The following is a 22,262-nucleotide window of genomic DNA, read 5'->3' as shown; positions in this document are numbered from 1 at the left end:
CGCGGGCGGCAGCCAGGTGACAGGAAGACTTCGAAACGCGAGATTTCACGCTGATCGGCTATTCCGCGGAGAAGCCGCCCGTGACGTTGAAGGACGAATCCAGCTCCCAGGGGTCCTTGATGTGCTGCGAGCGGTCGCTCGTCTCGAGCGCCCTGGCGAGCGAGCGGGCAGCGCGGTCGATGCGATCGGGAAGCGACGGCAGCGAATCGTCCGACGAGCCGGCCCAGTCCTCGGTGGCGGCGTAGACGCCGGTCGTGAGCACGTCGGCATGGAGGTAGGCGAAGAGCGGGCGCAGCGCGTACTCGAGGACGAGCGAGTGGCGAGGCGATCCGCCCGTCGCGCCGATGAGCACCGGCTGGCCGCTCAGCGCACTCGGGTCGATGACGTCGAAGAACGACTTGAAGAGGCCGTTGAAGCTGGCGTTGAACACCGGAGTCACCGCGATGAGCCCGTCGGCGTTCGCGACGGTCTCGATGACGCTCGCCAGCTTCGGGGTGGGGAATCCCGTGATGAGGTTGTTCGTCACGTCCTTCGCGGTGTCGCGGAGCTCGAAGATCGAGGCTTCGACTTCGATGCCGTTCTCCTTCGCGATGGCCACGGTGGCCTGGGTGAGGCGGTCGGCGAGCAGCCGTGTCGATGAGGGGGCGCCGACGCCGGCCGCGACGACGGCGAGCTTGCGAGTGGTGGTCATGGTGTCACGCCTTCACGGGGTCGGAGGCGCGGTACGGGCCGCCCACGGTGAGGTTGTCGCCGCCCGCCTGGTTCGGGCGCGCCTCGAAGACAGGGCCGTCGCCGTACTTGGCCTTGACGAGCGCCTCGTGAGTCGGGGCGTCGGCGGTGCCTTCCGGGCGGTTCTTGGCGAACTCCTTGCGGAGCACCGGCACGACATCGGAGCCGAGGAGGTCGATCTGCTCGAGCACCGTCGTGAGCGGCAGGCCGGCGTGGTCCATGAGGAAGAGCTGGCGCTGGTAGTCGCCAGCCCAGTCGCGGAACGACAGGGTGCGGTCGATGACCTGCTGCGGCGAGCCGACCGTGAGAGGGGTCATCTCGGCGAACTCCTCGAGGCTCGGACCGTGGCCGTACACCGGCGCGTTGTCGAAGTAGGGGCGGAACTGCGCAACAGCGTCCTGCGAGTTCCTCGCCATGAACACCTGGCCGCCGAGGCCCACGACGGCCTGCTCACGCGTGCCGTGACCGTAGTGCTCGAAGCGATCGCGGTAGAGGTTGATGAGGCGGGCGAAGTGCTCTTTCGGCCAGAAGATGTTGTTCGCGAAGAATCCGTCGCCGTAATAGGCGGCCTGCTCGGCGATCTCGGGCGAGCGGATGCTGCCGTGCCAGACGAAGGGAGCCACGCCGTCGAGCGGACGCGGGGTCGCGGTGAAGCCCTGCAGCGCGGTGCGGAAGTGGCCCTCCCAGTCCACGATGTCCTCCGTCCAGAGCCGGTGGAGCAGCGCGTAGTTCTCAATGGCGAGCGGGATGCCCTGGCGGATGTCCTTGCCGAACCACGGGTAGACCGGGCCGGTGTTGCCGCGGCCCATCATGACGTCGACCCGGCCCCGCGCGACGTGTTGGAGCATCGCGAAGTCCTCGGCGATCTTCACCGGGTCGTCCGTGGTGATCAGGGTCGTCGCGGTCGAGAGGATGAGGCGCTCGGTTTTGGCGGCGACGTAGGCGAGGGTCGTGGTCGGTGACGAGGAGAAGAACGGCGGGTTGTGGTGCTCGCCGATCGCGAAGACGTCGAGCCCGGCCTCTTCGGCGTGGACCGCGATCTTCAGGATGTCCTGGATGCGCTCGGCCTCGGACGGCGTGCGGCCGGTCGTCGGGTCGGTGGTGATGTCGCTGACGGAGAACAGCCCGAACTGCATGGCCTGGTCGCTCATGGCCTCTTCCTCGATTGTGGGCGGAGTCCTCGCGAGCTCCTAATTTTCATACGTCTGCATAGAACTGCGCAACTCGGCGAGGTATTCCCACCGTCATCCAGCGGCGAAGAGCGCCGAGGCGATGAGCGCGCAGCAGACACCCAGCAGCTGCAGGATGCCGAGCCGCTCCTTGTCGAGCACGCGGGCGAGCAGCAGCGTCGAGAGCGGGTAGAGGCTGATGAGGACCCCGACGACGACAAGATCGCCGTGCTGCAACGCGAGGACGATGAGAGCGTTGGCTCCGGCGACGAGTGCGCCGCTGACGACCGCAGGCCAGGTCGGGCGCAGTGCGGTGACGGCGGCACGGAATTCGCGCCACGTCGCCAGAGCCAGCACGAGCATGACGACGAAGCTGCCCGCCGTGTCGATGAAAGCGGGTACGAGACCGGCATCCGCCGGCGCCCGATCGAGGAAGACTATCGCGAGGCCCAGACCAAGACCCGAGAGGAAGGAGAGGCCGACGACTTTGAGACCGAGGCGCCCGAGCTCGGGGTGGGGTTTGACCGACATGAGAAGGCCGGCGGCGATCGCCATAGCGACCGCGAGCCAGGTGAGCGGGGTGAACTCGACGCCGAGGACGACCCCGAAGACGACCGGCACCGCGGACTCGAGCACCGCGATGAATGGCGAGACGAGGCTCACCGGGCCGACGACCATTGCGGCGAAGAACGCGAGCATGCCGCCGATCGCACTGAGCGCGGCGAGCGCGGACCACCCCACCGCGGCCCACGACCAGGTGCCGCCGACGGCGATCAGGGCGACGGCGATGACGATCGTCGCGACGAAGTAGCCGACCGCCGTCGCCGGGATGAGCCTGAGACGCGTCGCGGCGACGGCACCGTAGTAGTCGGACACGCCGTAGACCAGCGCGCCGATGACCGCGAGGACCGCGCCGAGCCACATAGGACCAGTCTGGCGCGGACCGCCGACTCAGCCGATCTCGAGAAGCAGGTCGCGGCCGTCGACGTTCTGGGTAGCGGCGATCGCGACCCGGGTGACCGTGCCTGAGACGGAGGCCGTGATGGCCCCCTCCATCTTCATCGCCTCGATGGTGGCGACGGTCTGACCGGCCTCGACGCTGTCGCCGACGGCGACCTTGAGCGTCACGACGCCCGCGAACGGCGCCGGCACCTGGCCGGGCGTGGCGGGGTCGGCTTTCTCGGCGGTCGTGGACTCGACGACGACGGACAAGTCGCGCACCTGGACGGGGCGCAGCTGCCCGTTGAGGGCGATCATGACGGTGCGGTACCCCTTGTCGTCGGGTTCGCCGATGGCCTCGAGGACGACGTAGAGCTGGAGGCCCTTCTCGACCGTGATGCTGGTCTCGTCGCCAGGGGTGAGGCCGTAGAGGTAGTCGATGGTCTCGAGATTGGCGAGGTCGCCGTAGTTGGCGCGGAAGGTCTGGAACTCGCGGGTCGGGCCGGGGAAGAGGAGGCGGTTGAGGGTGGCGCGGCGGGTTGCGGAATCCGCGGTCAGCGCCGCCTCGTCGTCGACCGTCAGCGGCGTGATGGAGATGTCGACGCTACGACCTGCGAGGACCTTGCTGCGGAACGGCTCCGGCCAGCCGCCGGGCAGGTCGCCGAGCTCGCCGGCCATGAACCCGATGACCGAGTCGGGGATGTCGTACTTCCCGGGGTTCGCCTCGAACTCGGCCGGATCGACATCCGCGGCCACCATCTGCAGGGCGAGATCGCCGACGACCTTCGATGACGGGGTGGCCTTGGTGGGGCGACCCAGGATGCGGTTCGCGGCGGCGTACCAGTCCTCGATCTTCTCGAAGTGGTCGCCGAGCCCGAGGGCGACGGCCTGCTGGCGCAGGTTGGAAAGCTGCCCGCCGGGGATCTCGTGGCGGTAAACGCGGCCCGTCGGGCCCGGGATGCCGGACTCGAACGGCCGGTAGACAGCGCGCACGGCCTCCCAATACGGCTCGAGGTCGCTCACCGCATCCAATGAGAGGCCGGTATCGAGGTCGGTGTGGGCCGTGGCTGCCACGAGAGCGCTGAGCGGCGGCTGCGAGGTCGTGCCCGCCATGGGCGCGCTGGCCGCATCGACGGCATCGGCCCCCGCGTGGGCCGCGGCGAGCAGGGTGGCGAGTTGACCCCCGGCGGTGTCGTGAGTGTGCACGTGAACAGGCAGGTCGAAGCGCTGCTTGAGTGCTGGGACGAGCCTCTCGGCGGCACCGGCCCTGAGCAATCCCGCCATGTCCTTGACGACGAGGACGTGCGCGCCGGTCTCGACGATGCGCTCGGCGAGGTGCAGGTAGTAGTCGAGGGTGTAGAGACCCTCGGCGGGGTCGAGCAGGTCGCCCGAGTAGCACATCGCGACCTCCGCGACGGCCGTGCCGGTCTCGAGCACCGCCTCGATCGCAGGCCGCATCTGATTCACGTCGTTCAGCGCGTCGAAGACGCGGAAGATGTCGACTCCCGACGCCGCCGCCTCGCGCACGAAAGCCGTCGTGACCGCCTCAGGGTACGGGGTGTAGCCGACGGTGTTGCGCCCGCGCAGCAGCATCTGGATGGCGATGTTGGGCAGCGCCTGCCGCATCGCGCCGAGACGCTCCCACGGATCCTCGCCGAGGAAGCGCAGCGCCACGTCGTACGTCGCCCCGCCCCAGGCCTCGATGGAGAGCAACTCGGGGGTCAGACGGGCGATGTACGGCAGCACCTGCACGAGATCCCGGGTGCGTACCCGCGTGGCGAGCAGGCTCTGGTGCGCGTCGCGGAAGGTCGTGTCGGTGACGGCGAGGCGGGTGGACGCCTTGAGGTCGGCCGCGAAGCCGGCGGGCCCGAGCTCGAGCAGCCTCTGCCGCGATCCCGCCGGCGCCGGAGCGGCCAAGTCGATGGCCGGCAGTTTGGACGCCGGGTCAGTGAGTTGCGGCTTCGGGCCGTTCGGCTGGTTCACCGTGACGTCGGCGAGCCAGGTCACGACCTTCGTACCGCGGTCCTTCGATTCACGCGGCGTCAGCAGCCACGGCCGCTCCTCGATGAACGCCGTCGACAAGTCGCCGCGGGCGAAGTCCGGATCCTCCAGCACCGCCTGCAGGAACCGGATGTTCGTCGCGACCCCGCGGATGCGGAACTCGGCGAGCCCGCGCTTGGCGCGAGCGACGGCGGCGGGGAAGTCGCGGCCGCGCACCGTCATCTTCACGAGCATCGAGTCGAAGTGCGGCGACACGTACACGCCCGCGTTCACGGTGCCGCCGTCGAGGCGGATGCCGGCGCCCCCCGGCGAGCGGTAGGTCGTGATGCGGCCGGTGTCGGGGCGGAAGCCCTGCGACGGGTCCTCAGTGGTGATGCGGCACTGCAGGGCGGCGCCGCGCACCGTCACGGAGTCCTGCGACAACCCCAGGTCAGCCAGCGTCTCGCCCGAGGCGATGCGCAGCTGCGCCTGCACGAGGTCGACGTCGGTGACCTCCTCGGTGACCGTGTGCTCGACCTGGATGCGCGGGTTCATCTCGATGAAGACGTGCTGCCCGGCGCGGGGGCCGACGGTCTCGATGAGGAACTCGACCGTGCCCGCGTTGACGTAGCCGATCGAGCGGGCGAACGCGACCGCGTCCTTGAGGATCGCGGCACGGATGCCGGCGTCGAGGTGCGGCGCCGGCGCGATCTCGACCACCTTCTGGTGGCGGCGCTGCACCGAGCAGTCCCGTTCGAAGAGGTGAATGGTGTCGCCCGCGGCATCCGCCAGGATCTGCACCTCGATGTGGCGGGGCCTGAGCACGGCCTGCTCGATGAACATCGAGGAGTCGCCGAACGCGGCATCCGCCTCGCGCATCGCCGCCTCGAGCGCGCCCGGCAGTTCCTCGCGGCTCTCGACGCGGCGCATGCCGCGGCCGCCGCCGCCCGCGACCGCCTTCGCGAACACCGGGAACCCGATCTCGTCCGCTGCGGCGACGAGCACGTCGATGTCGGTCGTCGCCGGGCTGGAGGCCAGCACCGGCACCCCCGCGGCGATCGCATGCTCCTTCGCGGTGACCTTGTTGCCGGCCATCTCGAGCACCTGGGCGCCCGGGCCGATGAAGGCGATGCCGTTCGCCGTCGCGGCGGCCGCGAGGTCGGGGTTCTCGGACAAGAACCCGTACCCCGGGTAGATCGCGTCGGCGCCGGAGAGCTTCGCAACCCGGATGATCTCGTCGATGTCGAGGTGCGCGCGGACCGGGTGGCCCTTCTCGCCGATGAGGTACGCCTCGTCCGCCTTCTGGCGGTGCAGCGAGTTGCGATCCTCCCAGGTGTAGACGGCGACCGTCTTCGCACCCAGTTCGAAGGCTGCGCGGAACCCGCGGATCGCGATCTCGCCGCGATTCGCCACCAGAATCTTGCGGAACATGCTCGCCCTTCGTCGTAGCGCGGATTCGTCGTCGGCCCTCCGACATGACTAGCGGATGCGGGGACCGCAGCAAAATCCTGTGTACAACAGGGTCGACTTTGGGCTAAATTCTAGGGACAACCACGGCCTCTGTATACAGAGGCCGTTCAACGAGGAACGATGCGGACCAGCGATCGAGTGCACGCAACCCTGCGGCGCGAGATTCTCGACGGCATCCTGCCGTCGGGCGCGGTACTCGGTGAGATCGAGCAGTCGACACGACTCGGAGTCTCGCGCACCCCGCTTCGCGAGGCGCTCGGCCGCCTCGTCGCCGAAGGGCTCGTCTCGCCCGGCGCCGGCCGCCGACTCGTCGTCACGGCAGTCTCGCCCGAGCAGGTCCGAGCGTTGTTCGAGGTGCGCAAGGCGCTGGAGGTCGAGGCGGCCCGGCTCGCCGCGCGGCGGCGCGACGCAGCGGTGTTCGAGGCGCTCCGCAGCGAGTTCGGGGATGCCGACGAGATCATCGCCACGGACGACGAGTTCCTCCACGCGTACTACGAGCTCGCGAGCCGCCTTGACCAGGCGATCGACGACGCCGTCGACAACCCCTACCTGCTCGGCCCGCTGCAGACCGTGCGCGCCCACATCGCCCGCATCCGCCGGGTCTCGCGCGACAACCCCGCCCGGCTGCGCGAAGCGGCGCGCGAGCACCTCGCGATCATCGACGCGATCATCGACGGCGCGGAGAGCGTCGCCGCCCACGCGACCGAGCTCCACCTCCACCGCAGCCTCGCAAGCATCCTCGCCTCGATCGGCGATGCCGTGCCCGCGGAGGGCCGTCGGCGCCGCATCGCCTGACCACGACCCGCCCCCGAAAGGAAACATCCCAGCATGCAGACGATCCATGTCCGGACGCACCGCAGCGACGAGAACCTGCCACGCGAGGAGCAGCTCGCCTGGAAGATCGCCGAGGTCGCCGCCGACCCGGTCGAGGTGATTCCCGAGGTGGCCGAGATGGTCGTCAACCGGGTGATCGACAACGCGGCCGTCGCCGCGGCATCCATCACCCGCTCGGCTCCGTCGTCGGCGCGCGGACAGGCGCTCGCCCATCCCGTGTCGATCGGCGGTGCCGGCTCGACCGTCTTCGGCGTGGATCCCGGCCGGCGCACGAGCCCGGAATGGGCGGCGTGGGCGAACGGGGTTGCGGTGCGCGAACTCGACTTCCACGACACCTTCCTCGCCGCCGAGTACTCGCACCCCGGTGACAACATCCCGCCGGTCGTCGCCGTCGCACAGCACGCGGCGGCCCGCGGCGTCACCGGGCGCGACGTCATCCGCGGCATCGCGACCGGCTACGAGATCCAGATCGACCTGGCCCGCGCCATCTCGCTGCACGCGCACAAGATCGACCACGTCGCCCACCTCGGGCCGTCGGCCGCGGCGGGCATCGGCACCCTCCTGGGCCTGCCCGTCGAGGTGATCTTCCAGGCCATCGGCCAGGCCCTGCACACGACGACCGCGACCCGCCAGTCGCGCAAGGGCGAGATCTCGTCATGGAAGTCGCACGCCCCGGCCTTCGCCGGCAAGATGGCGGTCGAGGCGGTCGACCGGGCGATGCGCGGGCAGACCTCGCCTACTCCGATATATGAAGGAGAGGACGGCGTTATCGCCTGGCTGCTCGACGGGCCGGACGCCGTCTACCACGTCCCACTGCCGGCTCCCGGCGAGGCGAAGCGCGCCATCCTCGACTCGTACACGAAGCAGCACTCCGCCGAGTACCAGGCACAGGCCTGGATCGACCTCGCCCGCAGACTGCACCGCGAGCACCCCGAGATCGCCGACCCGGCGAACGTGGGCTCCGTGCTGCTCAAGACCTCGCATCACACGCACTACGTCATCGGCTCGGGCGCAAACGACCCGCAGAAGTACGACCCGGCCGCCTCGCGCGAGACGCTCGACCACTCGATCCCGTACATCTTCACGGTCGCGCTGCAGGACGGCGAATTCGACCACAACACCTCATACGATCCCGCCCGGGCGGCACGCGCCGACACCGTGGCGCTGTGGCGCAAGGTGACAACCGTGGAGGACCCGGAGTGGACGCGCCGCTACCACTCGCTCGACCCCAAGGAGCAGGCGTTCGGCGGCGCCATCGAGGTGAAGCTGACCGACGGCACGACCTTCCGCGACGAGATCGCGGTCGCCGACGCTCACCCCCTCGGAGCGAAGCCGTTCGCCCGCGAGGACTACATCGGCAAGTTCCGCACCCTCGCGGGTCCCGTGCTGGAGCCCGCCGAGATCGAGCGGTTCCTCGACGTCGCGCAGCGTCTGCCCGCGCTGAACGCGGACGAGCTCGGCCGACTCACCTTCACCGCCGCACCCGGTGTGCTCGCGTCGGTGCCGGCGACCACCGGGCTGTTCTAGAAGGGAACGACCGTGCTCTACGCGAAGTCCACTGCCGCGGCCAAGCGCGCGGCCTTCCGCGAACGCCTGGCGAGCGGCGAGCTGCTGCGCTTCCCCGGCGCATTCAACCCCCTCTCGGCTCGCCTCATCGAGCGCAAGGGCTTCGACGGCGTCTACGTCTCCGGCGCCGTGCTCTCCGCCGACCTCGGGCTTCCCGACATCGGACTGACGACACTGACGGAGGTCGCGACGCGATCGCACCAGATCGCCCGGATGACCGAGCTGCCGGCCCTCGTCGACGTCGACACCGGCTTCGGCGAGCCCATGAACGTCGCCCGCACCGTGCAGGAGCTCGAGGATGCCGGCGTCGCCGGAATCCACATCGAGGACCAGGTCAACCCCAAGCGGTGCGGCCACCTCGACGGCAAGCAGGTCGTCGACGAGGACACCGCGCTGAAGCGCATCCGCGCCGCCGTCGACGCCCGCCGCGACGACAACCTCCTCGTCATGGCCCGCACCGACATCCGCGCCGTCGAGGGCGTGCCCGCCGCTCTCTACCGTGCCAAGGCGCTGGTGGATGCCGGGGCCGACGCGATCTTCCCCGAGGCGATGGCCGACCTTTCGGAGTTCGAGGCGGTGCGGAAGGCCGTCGACGTGCCGATCCTCGCCAATATGACCGAGTTCGGGAAATCCGACCTCTTCACCGTCGACCAGCTCCGCGATGTCGGCGTCAACATCGTCATCTGGCCCGTCTCACTGCTGCGCCTGGCGATGGGCGAGGCCGGACGCGGACTCGACGAGCTCAACACGAGCGGCTCGCTCGAGGCCAAGCTCGCTGACATGCAGCACCGCGCCGACCTCTACGACCTCATCGACTACGAGGGGTACAACCACTTCGACAGCTCGGTGTTCAATTTCAGTATCACGAAGGGATGACACCATGACCGACACGATCGAGATCAAGAAGGGCCTGGCCGGCGTCACGGTTGACTACACGGCCGTTTCCAAGGTCAACCCCGAGACCAATTCACTGCTCTACCGCGGCTACCCCGTGCAGGAGCTCGCCGCCTCGAAGTCCTTCGAGGAGGTTGCCTACCTCCTCTGGCACGGCGAGCTGCCGACGCCCGAACAGCTGGCGCACTTCGAGGAGATCGAGCGCCGCTCGCGTGCCCTCGACGATGTCGTCAAGGGGGTCATCGACGACCTGTCGGAGCGCACCCACCCCATGGACGTCGTGCGCACGGCAGTGAGCGTCATCGGCGCCAACGACCCGGAGGCGTGGGACAGCGAGCCCGACGCCATCCTCGGCAAGGCGCTGCACCTCTTCGCGAAGCTGCCTGCCATCGTCGCCTACGACCAGCGCCGCCGGCGCCGGCTTCCCGTCGTCGAGCCGCGCGCCGACCTCGGCTACTCGGCGAACTTCCTCTGGATGACCTACGGTGAGGTGCCGTCCGAGGTCGTGCGGAAGGCGTTCGACGTGTCGATGATCCTCTACGCCGAGCACTCCTTCAACGCCTCCACCTTCACCGCACGCGTCATCACGTCGACGCTGTCGGACTACTACTCGGCGATCGTCGGCGCGATCGGAGCGCTCAAGGGGCCGCTCCACGGGGGGGCAAATGAGGCTGTCATGCACATGTTCGACGAGATCGGCACCGCCGACAAGGCCGAGACGTGGCTGGATTCCGCCCTCGAGTCGAAGCGCAAGATCATGGGCTTCGGCCACCGGGTCTACAAGAACGGCGACTCGCGCGTGCCGACGATGAAGGCCGCCCTCCTCACCCTCATCGAGGAGTACGACCGCGGCGACCTGCTCTCGCTCTACGAGTCGCTCGAGGCGGCGATGGTCTCGAAGAAGAACATCAAGCCCAACCTCGACTACCCGTCCGGGCCCGCCTACCACCTCATCGGATTCGACACCGAGCAGTTCACCCCGCTGTTCGTGGCATCCCGCGTCACCGGATGGACGGCGCACATCAACGAGCAGCTCGCCTCGAACGCGCTCATCCGCCCGCTGTCGGCCTACAACGGGCCGGATGAACGACACATCGAGCACTGACAGGTCTTCGGCGGGTGGGGCCCCGTCAGCCGGCGTCCGCGCCCAGGGGCGGGCATCCGATGGCTCGCTGCTCGACGACTTCGCCGTCGACCCTGACCTTCACAAGGCGAAAAGCTAGAGCGTGCCGGTTATCGGGCCGGACTCGGGCTTGGCACGGGCGGTGAATGAGGCCAGCACGATGCCCGCGGCGATGAGCACGATGCCGAGCCATCCGCCGACCGAAACTGTCTCACGCACCACGAAGACCGCGAGCACCGCCGCGACGGCTGGCTCCGCGAGGGTCACGGTCAGCGCGACCGAGGCCGAGACCGTGCGCAACCCGTGGGCGAACATGATGTACGCCAGACACAGCGGGAAGATCGCGAGATAGGCCGCGACCGCGACGTTCTGCCAGCTCGCCAGGATCGGCCCGCCGAGCACGATGAGCATGGGAATGAGCACGAGCGAGCTCTCGCCGAACATCGCACCCATCGCGGCGGTCGGGCTCACGCCCTTCTCGATCGCCTTGCGCGAGGCGTATGCGTAGAGGGCATACGAGACCCCTGCGGCAAGCGAGAGCACGAGCGCAAGCGGCACGTTCTCGGCGTCGCCCTCGCCGATCGCGCGCTGCGCTCCCAGTGCGAGCAGAACCACGCCGACGATGCCGAGGCCGGTGCCGAGCATCCACTGCCAGGAGAGTCTGGCGCGATCGAAGATCGCCTCGAGGAGGGCGGCGAAGACCGGGGCCGAACCGAGAGCGACGGTGACGACGAGGGCCATAGGCGCCATCTTCAGCGCCGGATAGTAGGTGACCGGGTAGCCGAGCGTGCCGACTGCGCCGATGAGAACCCAACGGCGCGTGCCCTTCGACCACATCGCCCGCCACGAGCTCTTCGCGTAGATGCAGAAGTAGAGCAAGCCGCCCAGGCCCTGCGCGCAGGCGCCGATCGCGAGTGCGTCGACGCCGGGCATGAAGTTCGCCGCCGTTCCCGTCGTGCCCCACAGCAGACAGGGCAGCAGGACAAGCAGGAAGGGCATGGGCTTTCACCCTATCGACAGCCAGCGGCGGCAGGGGGATCGCTCCAGAAAGCCCAGACAGTAGGACGGCCGGGAATGGCGGCAGCCCGCCCGGAGTTGAATTGGCCCGTGACTGACGCGACTGTGGAATTCGGCCTCGACACGTTCGGTGACCGCCTCGAGGACAGCGCGGGCGGCAAGCTCAGCTACGCCGCGTCGATCCGCGCGCTCGTCGAGCACGCCGTCATCGCCGACGAGCTCGGTGTCGACGCGTACAGCGTCGGCGAGCACCACCGTCCGGATTTTGCGGTGTCGAGTCCGGAGACGGTGCTGGCAGGCATCGCGACGCGAACCTCGCGCATCAAGCTCGGTACCGGCGTCACCGTGCTGTCGTCGGATGACCCGGTGCGAGCCTTCGAACGCTTCGCGACCGTCGACGCGCTCTCGGGCGGGCGTGCACAGGCCGTCATGGGCCGCGGCTCGTTCATCGAGTCCTTTCCGCTCTTCGGCTTCGACCTGGCCGACTACGACCTCCTCTTCGAGGAGAAGCTCGAACTGTGGTCGAAACTGCTTCCCGAGACGCCCGTGACCTGGACCGGCACGACGCGCGCGCCGCTCGCCAACGCCGACCTCTACCCCAAGACGGAGCACGGTCGTCTCAAGACCTGGGTGGGCGTCGGCGGCTCTCCCGAGTCGGTCGTCCGCACCGCGCGGTACGGCTTCGGCCTCATGCTCGCCATCATCGGGGGCCCGCCGCAGCGGTTCATCCCCTACATCGATCTCTACCACCGCGCGATCGGACAGCTCGGCACGACGGAACAGCCGATCGGCGTGCACTCCCCCGGCTTCGTCGCCGACACCGACGAGGAGGCGAAGGAGCTGCTCTTCCCGCGCTTCAAGGCCACCCGCGACAAGATCGGAAAGGAGCGCGGCTGGGCCCACGAGGTCACCCGCGAGGATTTCGAAGCCGAAGCGCAGTCCGGCTCGCTCTATGTCGGCTCGCCCGAGACGGTCGCCCGGCGGATCGCGGCGACGGCGAACACGCTCGGCATCGGCCGCTTCGACATGCTCTACTCGTCCGGATCGATGCCGGAAGGCGCTCTTGCCCACGCCGTGGAGCTCTACGGGTCGAAAGTCGTGCCGATGGTGAAGGACATCCTCGCGTCCTAGCTGTGCCCGATCACCTAGCCCGGGACGTCGCGGTTAGTCGCGACCCGCGACCGCGACGATGCGCAGGCGCCGCTCGTAGGCGAACTCGGCCCTGGCGCGGGCCACGGCAACGCGGTTATACGACGGCGGGCATGCCGTCGAGCTCAGGGTGCGCCGTGACGAGGCGAGAGCCCGGGGTGCGCCGGGGCCTTCCAGTAGCGGGGGCGGGACTCGAACCCGCGACACCACGATTATGAGCCGTGTGCTCTAACCTCCTGAGCTACCCCGCCAGGTATGAGGTTCCGAGCCCCGAGTCAGGATTGAACTGACGACCCCTTCCTTACCATGGAAGTGCTCTACCACTGAGCTATCGGGGCGACGCCCGACGCGCGGGCAACCCGAAGAGCATATCAAGCGGGATCAGGCAGCTGCACGCCGGGCAGTGACCACGCGGTGAACGAGATTCCGGGGGCGTCGAGTTCGAGGAATCCGTCGGCCTCGTCGATGCTGGGATGCGCGGTGAGCACCGCGGGGCCGTGGAGCAGACGGGACTCCTCGGCGCCGAGGACGACGCCGAGCGGCAGGCGGATGCGGTCGGCGGCGCGAGTCGCGAGGACGAGCACCGACTCGGCGGCGGACTCGCGGATGAAGGCGATCGCGTCGTCGCCGACGTGGACCCAGCGGAATCCGCCGTCGGACAGGACCGGGTGAGCCCGGCGCAGCGCGAGGACGGCGCGATAGGCGGCGAGCGTGTCACCGGCGAGATCGCTCCAGGGCATCGGGGTGCGCGACGTCTCGCCGTCTTCGCCGACGAGGCCGAACTCGTCGCCAGCCCAGACGACCGGGATCCCCGGCACCGTCACCGACAGTCCGAGTGCGACCGGCACAGCGCCGGGCAACGCTCCCCCACCGAAGCGCGGGGTGTCGTGGGTGTCGAGCGCGTTCATCGTCGCGAGGCGCGAGCGCCACGGGAAAGCGGCGGTGAAGGCCTGGTGCTGCGCGACGAACTGACGGCCGGTGAGCGCAGGCACCTGCTCGCGGGCGAAGCCGATACCGCCCTTGGCGACACGGCCGGGCCGCGAGAGCCATCCCCAGAGCGGGCGGGTGAAGTTGCCGTACGTCATCGCACCGTGCCACGCATCGCCCGGGAAGTCGGGGGCGGCGTCGTTCGTCGACTCGCCGAGCAGCATCGTATCGGGGTTGACCTCGACCATGGTGCGGCGGATGATCCGACGCACCTCGGTATTGAAGTCGTCGGCGAGGTAGCGACCGGTCATGTTGGAGACGTCGATGCGCCAGCCGTCAAGGCGGAACGGCGGCTTGAGCCAGTGCGCGACGACCGAGTCCGGGCCGTCGATGAAGCGGCGGCGCAGCTCGGGGCTCGCCCAGTTGAACTTCGGCAGGCTCGGCACACCGAGCCACGACACATACTGGGTGTGCGCGTCGTCGAGCCAGTAGAAGAACTCGCTCTCCGGCGCCTCGGGATCGCCGAGGGCGGCGCGGAACCATTCATGGCCGTCGCCGCAGTGGTTCGTCGTGAGGTCGCCGATGACGCGGATGCCGTGCGAGTGCGCTGCGCCGACGAGCCGGATCAACGCCTCGTCGCCCCCGAGCAGCGGGTCGACCCGGTTGAAGTCGACGGAGTCGTAGCGATGGTTCGAGCGCGCAGCGAAGAACGGCGTGAGGTAGAGGACCGTGACGCCGAGGCCGATGAGGTGGTCGAGGTGCTCGACGATGCCGTCGAGGTCGCCGCCGTAGAACTGCTGCGAGCGGCCGGGAGGCTCGGGATCGACCGGGTCGGTCCACTTCGCCGGGATGGCCCAGTCCGGCAGCGCACGGTCATCGGCCGCGCTCGACCGGGCGAAGCGGTCGGGGAACACCTGGTAGAGCACGGTCCCCGGCAGCCAGGCAGGCGGCGCGGGGTAGCCGGTGAAGCGGAAGTCGTCGGCGTCGGGGACCTCGATGTCGTGGAATCCCGCCGCGTTCACCCAGCGCTGCGCACCACCGGCGAGCACCACGAGCCAGCGATAGCCGTGCACCGGATTCTCGACGGTGACGGGGGCTTCCCACCAGTCCCAGCCGTCTGCGGTCCAGACCAGGCGGGCGTCGCGCCAGCGCGGTTCGCGGTCGGGGTTGGAGCGGGTCTGCACCGCCGTGACGGGGCCGAGCGAACGGGGAATCCGCAGCCGCACCAGCACCTCCTCGCCCAAAGCGGGGTACGGATTCGATACGCAGAGGGCCGACCCGTCGTGATGCGGAAGTACCGATGGTGTGGCCAACTCAGGAAAACCGCCTTCTGATCCGCGCTTTCGGCCAGGATATTGGCGTTTCCGCACCGAGCTTCCGGAGCTCGCCACCGTAGTTTGGAGAAATGGCCGGCGAGTGGTGGCGCGACGCGGTGATCTACCAGGTGTATCCGCGATCGTTCGCGGATTCCGACGGCGACGGGGTGGGCGACCTACCGGGCATCACCGCGCACCTCGCCGCTCTTGCCGAGCTCGGTGCCGACGCGGTGTGGCTCTCGCCGTTCTCGCGCTCACCGCAGCGCGACGCCGGCTACGACGTCAGCGACTACTGCGACGTCGATCCGCTGTTCGGCACGCTCGAGGACTTCGACCGGCTGCTTTCCACGGCGCACGGGTTGCGATTGCGCGTCATCGCCGACCTGGTGCCGAACCACACCTCGAGCGACCACCCCTGGTTCATCGCCGCGCTCGCGGCGGCGCCCGGCTCGCCCGAGCGGGGCCACTACCTGTTCCGGGACGGGCGTGGCCCGGGCGGAGACGAGCCCCCCAACAATTGGGAATCCGTCTTCGGCGGGCCGGCCTGGACCCGCACGGCGAACCCGGACGGCACGCCCGGCCAGTGGTACCTCCACCTCTTCGACTCGTCGCAGCCCGACCTCGACTGGTCGAGCGCCTGGGTGCGGGAGCAGTTCCGCGACATCCTGCGGTTCTGGCTCGACCGGGGCATCGACGGGTTCCGGGTGGATGTCGCGCACGGGCTCGTCAAAGCGGCAGGACTGCCCGACTGGACCCCGCCCGCGGCGGCCGGCTCGATGGGCGACGACCTGCCGACGAACGCGGTGCCGTACTGGGGACAGCCCGGCGTGCATGACATATACCGGGATTGGCATGCGGTCTTGGCCGAGTACCCCGGCGAGCGCGCGCTCATCGGCGAGGCGTGGGTGAGCCCGCTCACGCTGCTGGCTGACTGGGTGCGGCCCGACGAGATGCAGCAGACGTTCAACTTCGCGTACCTCGCCGCCCCCTGGGATGCCGAAGCGCTCCGCGCAGTCATCGACGCGTCGATCGCCGCTTTCTCGGCCGTCGGGGCACCGAGCACCTGGGTGCTCTCCAACCATGACGTCGTGCGGCACGCCACGAGGCACGCGTTGACCTTTGAAAACCCACAGGGCGCGGGGATCGGCCCGCGCCACATCCCGCACCTGCCCGATCCGGTGCTCGCGCTCAGGCGCGCGCGGGCAGCCACCGCGGTGATGCTCGCGCTGCCGGGTTCGGCGTACCTCTACCAGGGCGAGGAGCTCGGGCTGCCCGAGGTCGTCGACCTGCCGGACTCGGCCCGGCAGGACCCGACCTGGTTCCGCACCGGCGGCGAGCGCTACGGTCGCGACGGCAGCCGCGTGCCGATCCCGTGGGCGGCCGACGAGCCGGCGTACGGCTTCTCGCCGACCGGCAGGTCGTGGCTGCCGCAGCCGTCTTCCTGGGCTCAGCTCGCGCGCAACGCGCAGGCCGCCGACCCGGACTCGACGCTGTCTCTCTACCGCTCACTGCTCGCGCTGCGGCGCGAGCACGGCCTCGGCGACGGCGCGCTCGAGTGGCTCGGCGGATTCGACGCGGACGTGCTCGCCTTTCGCAACGGGGACGTCACCGTCGTCGCGAACCTCGGCAAGAAGCCGATCACGCTGCCCGACGGCGAGGTGCTCGCCGTGAGCGGGCGCATGGACGGGGGCATCCCCTACGACACGACGGTGTGGCTGGCGAGATAGCGCTCCGACTACCGGCGGGCATCGCCGCGCGAAGGTCCGACCGTCGCTTCCGGCGGCCGACCGCTACTCGGAGACCGAGACGAGCGGCGCGAGTTGGGCGTAGAGCACCGGCTCGGCGGCGATGACGAGCGGGCGCGGGCCCGGCTCGTAGCCCGTGGTCGCGCCCGCCTCCTGCGCGATGAGAGCGCCGGCCGCGAAATCCCACGGCTTGAGGCCGCGTTCGTAGTAGGCGTCGAGTTGGCCCGAGGCGACGTGGCACAGGTCGAGCGCAGCGGAACCCGCGCGGCGGATGTCGCGGATGCGGCCGATGAGGTCGCCGACGACGCGCGCCTGCTTCATCCTCACCTCGGCGGCGTAGCCGAACCCGGTGCCCACCATCGCGTCCGAGAGCTCGACGCCGGTGTTCACGTGCAGCCGGCGGGCGCCGAGGAAAGCACCTCCGCCGAGACTCGCCGTGTAGACCTCGCCGGTGACCGGGTTGACGACGCATCCGGCGAGCGGGCGCCACGTCGCCGGGTCGACTCCGCCCTCGACGACGGCGATCGACACGCAGTAGGAGGGGATGTCGTAGAAGTAGTTGGCCGTGCCGTCGATCGGGTCGACGACCCAGGTGAGACCGGTGAGGGATTGCGCCGTGCCGCCCTCCTCGCCGAGGAATCCGTCACCCGGGCGGGCGTCGTGAAGCAGCCCCTTGATGAGCCCCTCGGCCTCGCGGTCGGCCGCGGTGACGATGTCGGTGGCTGTCGACTTGAAGGCGGCGACCTCGACGCCTTCGGAGCGACGGCGCCTGATGAGTGCGCCCGCGGTCACCGCGGTCTCACGGGCCAGGTCGAGGAGTGCGACGAGTTCGCCGGATGGGACGGGCACTATTCGATGGTAGGGGCGGCCCGGCATACTGGGGCCATGACGATCCCGACCCTTCCGGCCCGACCGGCGACCGACGACCAGCCGCTCTACGGCGCGACGTTCGGGCAGGCATTCACCCGGTTCTGGCAGCGCTACGCGCTCTTCTACGGGCGCGCCAGCCGCAGCGAGTTCTGGTGGTGGTTCCTCGTGAACGTCCTCGTCGGCGGCGCGCTGTCGGCGCTGAGCGGCAACGGCACCAACCACTCCAATGCATTCTTCTCGATCCTCAGCGCGCCTGCGCCGCCGGCGGCCCCCGGACCGCCCGCCCCGCCGAGCGAGCCCGGCGGGGCGGCCGCGTGAGCCACGACCGCGACTGGCACGGTTTCGGTTCGGACAACCACGCCGGCATCCACCCCGAAATCATCGAGGCGATCGCCGCGGCCAACGGCGGTCACGTCAGCGCCTACGGCGACGACCCTTACACCCTGCGGTTCGAGGCGCTCGTGCGCGAGCTCTTCGGTGGCGAGGCGAGGGGATTCCCCGTCTTCAACGGCACCGGCGCCAACGTCGTCAGCCTGCACGCGCTGCTGCCGCGGTGGGGCGGGGTCATCGCGGCCGAGACAGCGCACATCAACGTCGACGAGGCGGCAGCGCCCGAACGGATCGCTCAGACCAAGCTCATCACCGTGCCGACACCCGACGGCAAGCTCACACCTGCGCTCGTCGAGAAGCACGTCGTCGACGTCGGCGATGTGCACCGCATCCAGCCCGCGGTCGTCTCGATCACGCAGTCGACCGAACTCGGCACGCTGTACACGCCCGATGAGATCGAGGCGATCGCCGACACGGCACACGGCCTCGGCCTGAAACTGCATGTCGACGGCTCGCGCATCTCGAACGCGGCGGCGTCGCTCGGCCTGCCGCTGAGGTCGTTCACGACGGATGCCGGCGCCGACGTGCTCTCGCTCGGCGGCACGAAGAACGGACTGCTCGCCGCCGAGGCGGTCGTCGTGCTGAACCCCGAGGTGACCGGCGTGGAGTACCTGCGCAAAATGGACCTGCAGCTCGCCTCGAAGCTGCGCTTCGTCTCGGCACAGCTGGTGGCGCTGTACGGCACCGACCTGTATCTCCGCTCGGCTGGCCACGCCAATGCGATGGCACTCAAGCTGCGCGGATTGCTCGAGGCGATTCCCGGCGTCATAGTCACGCAGCCCACCCAGGCCAACGGGGTCTTCGTCGTCTTCGGCGGCCTGGCACGCTCGACCGTGGCGGCGCTCGCCGAGAAGCACCACTTCTACGAGTGGGATCCGGCGCGCGGCGAGCACCGCCTCATGTGCGCGTTCGACACGACGGATGCCGACGTCGAGGCGTTCGCGGCGGACGTGAAAGCCGCCTACGCGGCGGCGTAGCCCGGCGTCCTGCCCCGTCGAGGGACCGCAACGCGAAAGCCCGGCCAGATACATGATCTGACCGGGGCTTTCCGCACGGGTGGCGAGTGAGGGATTCGAACCCCCGAAGTCGAAGACGGCTGATTTACAGTCAGGCAACAGCGTGTTTTCGCGGGCGCTTCCTTTGCCTCGTAATTGCGCCGTTTTCCCTTGATTTTCCGCGGAAATCCGGCCTTTTGTCGACGGTTCTTGATACCCTCAAATAGTCGCAAATACCCCGGTGATTCCCCACGGAATCCCCACGTGGGGAATGACGAGAGGCAGATCGGCACTCATGGCCCGCAAGAAGGCGCGCACCCGACAGGGGTTCGGCGAGATCGAGCAACTGCCCAGCGGCAACTACCGTGCCCGCTACACCGGCCCAGACGGCGAGCGCTACAAGGCCCAGCGCACCTTCGTGGCAAAGATCGACGCCGAGGGCTGGCTGTCGGTCGAGCGGGCGGCTATCTCGTCGGGCAAGTGGAAGCCACCCGTGGTGCGCGACGCCGAGGTGTTCGGCCCCTACGCGACTTCCTGGCTCGCCCAGCGGACCACATCGAAGGGGCAGCCGCTACGGCCCAAGACGCGCGCCGAGTACAGCCGCCAGCTCGCCAACGGGCTCGCCACGTTCGCCGATGACCATCTCGGAGACATCACCGCCGCCCGGGTGCGAGCCTGGCACAACGGGCGGGCGCAAGCCGGCCCGACGCAGGCGGGCGCGGAAGCGCGCCTGCTGCACGCGATCCTGAACACCGCCGTCGCCGACGGAATCATCGACGCGAACCCGGTGCCGTCGCAACTCGGCCGCACGAGCACCGGCGTCAAGCACCGCCCGCCGACACTGGACGAGCTGAGCGTCATCCTCGACACCATCGGCCCGAACTACCGGCTTGCCGTCATCCTCGCCTCATACGCGGGCCTGCGCCTGTCCGAGTGGCGCGCGCTACGCCGCAAAGACGTCAAGATCGCCGACGGGCGCGTCACGGTGACCGTGGAACGCCAGGCCGTCTACATCGCGCACGAAGGCTGGCAGGTCGGACCGCCGAAGAGCGACGAGGGCGTTCGCACGAAAGCTCTACCGGCTGCTCTCGCCGGCGAGTTCACGCGCCACCTGGCCGAGCACGTCGGCGAGTTCCCCGAGTCGCTGCTCTTCGCGCCGCCGCGCGGCAGCGGCTTCCTGCACGACAAGCCGTTCTATCTGGCATGGGATCGCGCCCGCGACGCCGCCGGGGTGCGCGAGGTAGTGCGCGAGCATGACCTGAGGCATTTCTACGGCAGCGGCCTCGCCGACGCCGGTGCGGGCATAGCCCAGATCCAGCACGAGCTCGGCCACGGCAGCGCCCGCGCATCGCTCGTCTACCTGCACGCAGCGCAAGAGCTGAACACCGCGCTCGCCGACTCGCTACCCCTGCCGCCGGCCAGACCACGCCTTGTGGCCAACCTCAACGGGGAGAAGCGAACATGACCGACGCGAGGCACGTCCCGCACTTGTGTATTACACAGTGGTAGGGTGCTGAGGTGTTCCAAGACGCCGACTGGAGCGAGCGCGACGAGCACATGCAAGACCGGCACGGGGTCACACCCGCGCCGGCGGAGGAAGCCCTGGCCGACGAGCGCCGGATCGTGTTCGACCCGGACTACGCGAGCCTGTCGGGCCAGTCAACACGAATAGTCGGGCACTCCCGCAACGCCGGGTGCGTGCTCACCGTCATCATCGTGACCGACGACGACGGCAAGGAATGGGGCGCATCCGCCTGGCCCGCCAACAGCAAAGACCTCGCCTACTACAACCGGAAGGACACGAAGCAATGAGCAGGATCGCCGACCTCATCGCCGCCGAGGTGAAGGCTGCCGAGGAAGCCCCCGACGACCCCGCCGCGCCGCTGCCCCGTGGTGTGCGGGTGACGCGCGGCCACGACCGCACCCGCGTCTTGCAGGTGCGCCTCAGCGAAGGCGAATACGAGGCGCTGGCCGAGCACGCCGCCGCCGAGCACGTCCCCGCCTCGACCTACGCCCGCGCCGTCCTCACCGGCGCGATCACCGGATAGGCCGGAAGACAGAGGAATGACCGACGCCGATCACATGACCCAACCGAGTGGCAGGGTCACCCTGACGTGGGAGATGAGCGACTGGGTGGAGTCGAACGTGGGGGCATGGCTGAACGAGAACGGGAAGGACGGCGCTTGGCTCATCGCTGGACTCCCCCGACCCGAATACGCGACCACTCTCCCGTCAGGCGAAAAAGTGCTCGACCGCCCGCGGGCGGGCGAGTATCCGTTCGCCTCCCCGCTCGGCGATGACGAGGCAAACGCTCTCGCCGATCGCATCGGCGTGCCCGTCGCCCGGCTGCTTGAACCGCGGAATGATCCGACCATCGAGATCGTCTGTACCGGCGACAACGGCGCTGGCATTCACAAGAAGCGGCTGCGCGCCAAGTTCATACGGCGAACAGCGCGGAACGGCGCAACCCTTTGGTACGAACTGAAAGATGGCTACAGCCCGCCGGTCGTGCGCTATCTCACCCCGCAAGGCGGTTACCTCGGAAGCGTCGAGAAGAACGCGCGGCGCAAACCGGCGGCCGGTGTATTAGCCGGGCGTTGGCACCTTGACATCGGCTGCGCTGTGTGATGTCTCAGGACATCGGTGACAGTTCTGCATTAGGACATCGGTGACGGTTGATGTGTCAGGACATCGGTGACGTTTCGAGGGTTCGGGGGCGTCGGCCGCGGGGTCTGCCGTTGCCGACGTATTTGACGCCAGACGCTGGTCGAGTGTGCTCGATGAGGACGGTGCCGTCGAGGTCGGCGAAGATGATGCTGTCGCCGTTTTCGATGACGAGGGTGTCCTGGCCGGCAAGTTGCCCGTCGATCATGTAGGTGACCTTGCGGGGGCGGACGCTGCCGTTGGCCCGCAGTCGCAGCACCCGTCTGCCATCGACGACCGTGGTCGTTCGAATCGGCGCTTCGCCTGTTGTATGTCGCGGTTTCGGCCGTTCGGGCTTGGGTCGTGGGTTGCGTCCAATAGCGTGGTGTATCGGATCCTGGTGAGTGTGTTGTCGTAGATGAGAACGGCCACCGCGTGATTCTTGGAAAGACCTATCAAAACCGTTTCCGAAAGAAGACACGCGATGACCGCACCCCATTTTATTG

At 69.0% G+C, this 22,262-nt stretch carries 20 protein-coding genes and 2 tRNA genes; 12 read left to right on the top strand and 10 right to left on the bottom strand.

The window, feature by feature from the left end:
- Window positions 1-58: 58 nt before the first annotated feature.
- From M7D61_RS05985 to M7D61_RS05970, 4 genes are all read right to left on the bottom strand, one after another.
- Window positions 59-691, bottom strand: a complete 633-nt coding sequence (locus tag M7D61_RS05985) for an FMN reductase (RefSeq protein ID WP_298228561.1) — start codon at window positions 689-691, stop codon at window positions 59-61.
- Window positions 692-695: 4 nt separating this feature from the next.
- Window positions 696-1,880 (bottom strand): LLM class flavin-dependent oxidoreductase, encoded by a 1,185-nt coding sequence (locus M7D61_RS05980; RefSeq protein WP_298228559.1) that lies wholly within the window; start codon window positions 1,878-1,880, stop codon window positions 696-698.
- A 93-nt stretch (window positions 1,881-1,973) separates the two neighbouring features.
- A complete protein-coding gene (locus M7D61_RS05975) occupies window positions 1,974-2,822 on the bottom strand; it encodes a DMT family transporter (RefSeq protein ID WP_298228557.1) in 849 nt (282 codons plus the stop codon).
- Between the two features lie 27 nt (window positions 2,823-2,849).
- Window positions 2,850-6,248: a pyruvate carboxylase gene (locus tag M7D61_RS05970; protein WP_298228555.1), complete on the bottom strand. Its 3,399-nt coding sequence runs from the start codon at window positions 6,246-6,248 to the stop codon at window positions 2,850-2,852.
- A 177-nt stretch (window positions 6,249-6,425) separates the two neighbouring features.
- Between M7D61_RS05970 and M7D61_RS05965 the strand changes: the two genes are divergently transcribed.
- Genes M7D61_RS05965 through M7D61_RS05950 form a run of 4 tightly spaced genes read left to right on the top strand, consistent with a single transcriptional unit; the run spans window position 6,426 to window position 10,686 of the window.
- Window positions 6,426-7,082 carry a GntR family transcriptional regulator gene (locus tag M7D61_RS05965; RefSeq protein ID WP_366083806.1) on the top strand — a complete coding sequence of 219 codons (657 nt, stop codon included), beginning with the start codon at window positions 6,426-6,428 and terminating at the stop codon, window positions 7,080-7,082.
- A 33-nt stretch (window positions 7,083-7,115) separates the two neighbouring features.
- Window positions 7,116-8,648 (top strand): MmgE/PrpD family protein, encoded by a 1,533-nt coding sequence (locus M7D61_RS05960; RefSeq protein WP_298228551.1) that lies wholly within the window; start codon window positions 7,116-7,118, stop codon window positions 8,646-8,648.
- 12 nt (window positions 8,649-8,660) lie between these two features.
- A complete protein-coding gene (prpB, locus tag M7D61_RS05955; RefSeq protein ID WP_298228550.1) occupies window positions 8,661-9,563 on the top strand; it encodes a methylisocitrate lyase in 903 nt (300 codons plus the stop codon).
- Between the two features lie 4 nt (window positions 9,564-9,567).
- On the top strand, window positions 9,568-10,686 hold the full coding sequence (locus tag M7D61_RS05950; protein ID WP_298228548.1) for a bifunctional 2-methylcitrate synthase/citrate synthase: 1,119 nt from the start codon (window positions 9,568-9,570) through the stop codon (window positions 10,684-10,686).
- A gap of 114 nt (window positions 10,687-10,800) precedes the next feature.
- On the opposite strand, the gene M7D61_RS05945 is transcribed toward M7D61_RS05950, so the two are convergent.
- Complete coding sequence (locus M7D61_RS05945; protein WP_298228545.1) at window positions 10,801-11,703, bottom strand: EamA family transporter; 903 nt, start codon at window positions 11,701-11,703, stop codon at window positions 10,801-10,803.
- A 75-nt stretch (window positions 11,704-11,778) separates the two neighbouring features.
- On the opposite strand from M7D61_RS05945, the gene M7D61_RS05940 reads away from it, so the two are divergent.
- On the top strand, window positions 11,779-12,852 hold the full coding sequence (locus M7D61_RS05940) for an LLM class flavin-dependent oxidoreductase (RefSeq protein WP_298228543.1): 1,074 nt from the start codon (window positions 11,779-11,781) through the stop codon (window positions 12,850-12,852).
- Window positions 12,853-13,047: 195 nt separating this feature from the next.
- On the opposite strand, the gene M7D61_RS05935 is transcribed toward M7D61_RS05940, so the two are convergent.
- The 3 genes from M7D61_RS05935 to M7D61_RS05925 all read right to left on the bottom strand — a co-directional run bounded on the left by M7D61_RS05935 (window position 13,048) and on the right by M7D61_RS05925 (window position 15,029).
- Window positions 13,048-13,121, bottom strand: a tRNA-Met gene (locus tag M7D61_RS05935).
- 15 nt (window positions 13,122-13,136) lie between these two features.
- Window positions 13,137-13,208, bottom strand: a tRNA-Thr gene (locus M7D61_RS05930).
- 33 nt (window positions 13,209-13,241) lie between these two features.
- Window positions 13,242-15,029: an alpha-amylase family glycosyl hydrolase gene (locus M7D61_RS05925; protein ID WP_298228541.1), complete on the bottom strand. Its 1,788-nt coding sequence runs from the start codon at window positions 15,027-15,029 to the stop codon at window positions 13,242-13,244.
- 173 nt (window positions 15,030-15,202) lie between these two features.
- Here M7D61_RS05925 and M7D61_RS05920 point away from each other — a divergent pair, with 173 nt between their 5' ends.
- Window positions 15,203-16,840: a glycoside hydrolase family 13 protein gene (locus M7D61_RS05920; RefSeq protein WP_298228539.1), complete on the top strand. Its 1,638-nt coding sequence runs from the start codon at window positions 15,203-15,205 to the stop codon at window positions 16,838-16,840.
- Window positions 16,841-16,903: 63 nt separating this feature from the next.
- Here the strand turns inward: M7D61_RS05920 and M7D61_RS05915 are convergent, their stop codons facing one another.
- A complete protein-coding gene (locus M7D61_RS05915) occupies window positions 16,904-17,707 on the bottom strand; it encodes an inositol monophosphatase family protein (RefSeq protein ID WP_298228537.1) in 804 nt (267 codons plus the stop codon).
- Window positions 17,708-17,743: 36 nt separating this feature from the next.
- On the opposite strand from M7D61_RS05915, the gene M7D61_RS05910 reads away from it, so the two are divergent.
- From M7D61_RS05910 to M7D61_RS05885, 6 genes are all read left to right on the top strand, one after another.
- On the top strand, window positions 17,744-18,046 hold the full coding sequence (locus tag M7D61_RS05910) for a DUF805 domain-containing protein (RefSeq protein WP_298228535.1): 303 nt from the start codon (window positions 17,744-17,746) through the stop codon (window positions 18,044-18,046).
- Window positions 18,043-19,095, top strand: a complete 1,053-nt coding sequence (locus M7D61_RS05905) for a beta-eliminating lyase-related protein (RefSeq protein ID WP_298228533.1) — start codon at window positions 18,043-18,045, stop codon at window positions 19,093-19,095. Before M7D61_RS05910 ends, M7D61_RS05905 begins: the two co-directional genes overlap by 4 nt.
- A 313-nt stretch (window positions 19,096-19,408) precedes the next feature.
- Window positions 19,409-20,578, top strand: coding sequence for a tyrosine-type recombinase/integrase (locus M7D61_RS05900; protein ID WP_298228532.1), 1,170 nt, complete (start codon window positions 19,409-19,411; stop codon window positions 20,576-20,578).
- A gap of 53 nt (window positions 20,579-20,631) precedes the next feature.
- Window positions 20,632-20,925 carry a hypothetical protein gene (locus M7D61_RS05895; protein WP_298228530.1) on the top strand — a complete coding sequence of 98 codons (294 nt, stop codon included), beginning with the start codon at window positions 20,632-20,634 and terminating at the stop codon, window positions 20,923-20,925.
- Window positions 20,922-21,161: a hypothetical protein gene (locus M7D61_RS05890; RefSeq protein WP_298228528.1), complete on the top strand. Its 240-nt coding sequence runs from the start codon at window positions 20,922-20,924 to the stop codon at window positions 21,159-21,161. Before M7D61_RS05895 ends, M7D61_RS05890 begins: the two co-directional genes overlap by 4 nt.
- 16 nt (window positions 21,162-21,177) lie before the next feature.
- Window positions 21,178-21,741, top strand: a complete 564-nt coding sequence (locus M7D61_RS05885; RefSeq protein WP_298228526.1) for a hypothetical protein — start codon at window positions 21,178-21,180, stop codon at window positions 21,739-21,741.
- Window positions 21,742-21,796: 55 nt separating this feature from the next.
- Here M7D61_RS05885 and M7D61_RS05880 read toward each other — a convergent pair whose 3' ends face one another.
- Window positions 21,797-22,036 (bottom strand): hypothetical protein, encoded by a 240-nt coding sequence (locus M7D61_RS05880; protein WP_298228524.1) that lies wholly within the window; start codon window positions 22,034-22,036, stop codon window positions 21,797-21,799.
- Between the last annotated feature and the right edge of the window lie 226 nt (window positions 22,037-22,262).

The organism is Gryllotalpicola sp. (assembly GCF_027352875.1).
Lineage (GTDB): Bacteria > Actinomycetota > Actinomycetes > Actinomycetales > Microbacteriaceae > Gryllotalpicola.
This window is presented reverse-complemented; position numbering and strand designations above follow the sequence as displayed.